The 666-nt window shown below is 42.9% G+C and carries 2 protein-coding genes; both read left to right on the top strand.

The features are described from left to right. Nucleotides 1–142 precede the first annotated feature (142 nt). The gene (locus B3K91_RS02595) at nt 143–418 is read left to right on the top strand and encodes an AbrB/MazE/SpoVT family DNA-binding domain-containing protein (RefSeq protein WP_214061305.1); all 276 of its coding nucleotides are present in this window, start codon (nt 143–145) and stop codon (nt 416–418) included. Then, nucleotides 402–666, top strand: a 265-nt coding sequence (locus B3K91_RS02590) for a hypothetical protein (RefSeq protein ID WP_292593939.1), incomplete at its 3' end; no start/stop codon positions are given. The genes B3K91_RS02595 and B3K91_RS02590, both read left to right, overlap by 17 nt.

Raw genomic sequence — 666 nt, 5'->3', positions numbered from 1 at the left:
CTGATCAAACAGACTTGCTTTGGGATGAAAGTTGTGTTTATTTCATAATTGATCTCGTTTAACAGCTTCGTTGATGAAGAAAACTGATCATACATAGGAAATATGAATTCATGATATCATATTACTTGCTGGAGGTGATGGCGTGTCGACCAGATTACTTAGGCCAACGGAGAGAGGACAAATAACAATACCAAAGGAAGCGAGAGATAAACTGAAGATCACTCCCGACAGCAGGTTCAAGGTCTCTGTGGAAGGAGATAAGATAATCTATCAGCTGGTGTCGCCTTTCGACATGATAGTCAAGGAGTTTCAGAAAGAGGCGGAGGCCAGAGGCTATACTAAGGAAGAATTGGAAAACGAGCTGGAAAAGGTCAGAAAGAAGCTCTTCACAGAGATTTATCATGAGAGTGATGATTGATTCGAACACATTCCTCTCAGGCATTGTTTTCGACGGAATGGAAGGACTCCTCTTGCATACCATGGTGCATTCCAATCATGTGCTTCTGCTTGCGAGGTTCAGTGTTTCAGAGGTTGAGAGAGTATTGAGAAGGAAGTTCCCAGGTGTGATCGAAGATTACGAGGGTATTCTCCAGTCAATTGATGCAGAAATACTGCCCTTTCCAGACAGAAGCGAAGTGGAGCAATGTATCCTAAGTTCCCGAAAAG

It is taken from the genome of Mesotoga sp. UBA5847 (assembly GCF_002432735.1).
In the GTDB taxonomy this organism is placed as follows: Bacteria; Thermotogota; Thermotogae; order Petrotogales; family Kosmotogaceae; genus Mesotoga.
This window is presented reverse-complemented; position numbering and strand designations above follow the sequence as displayed.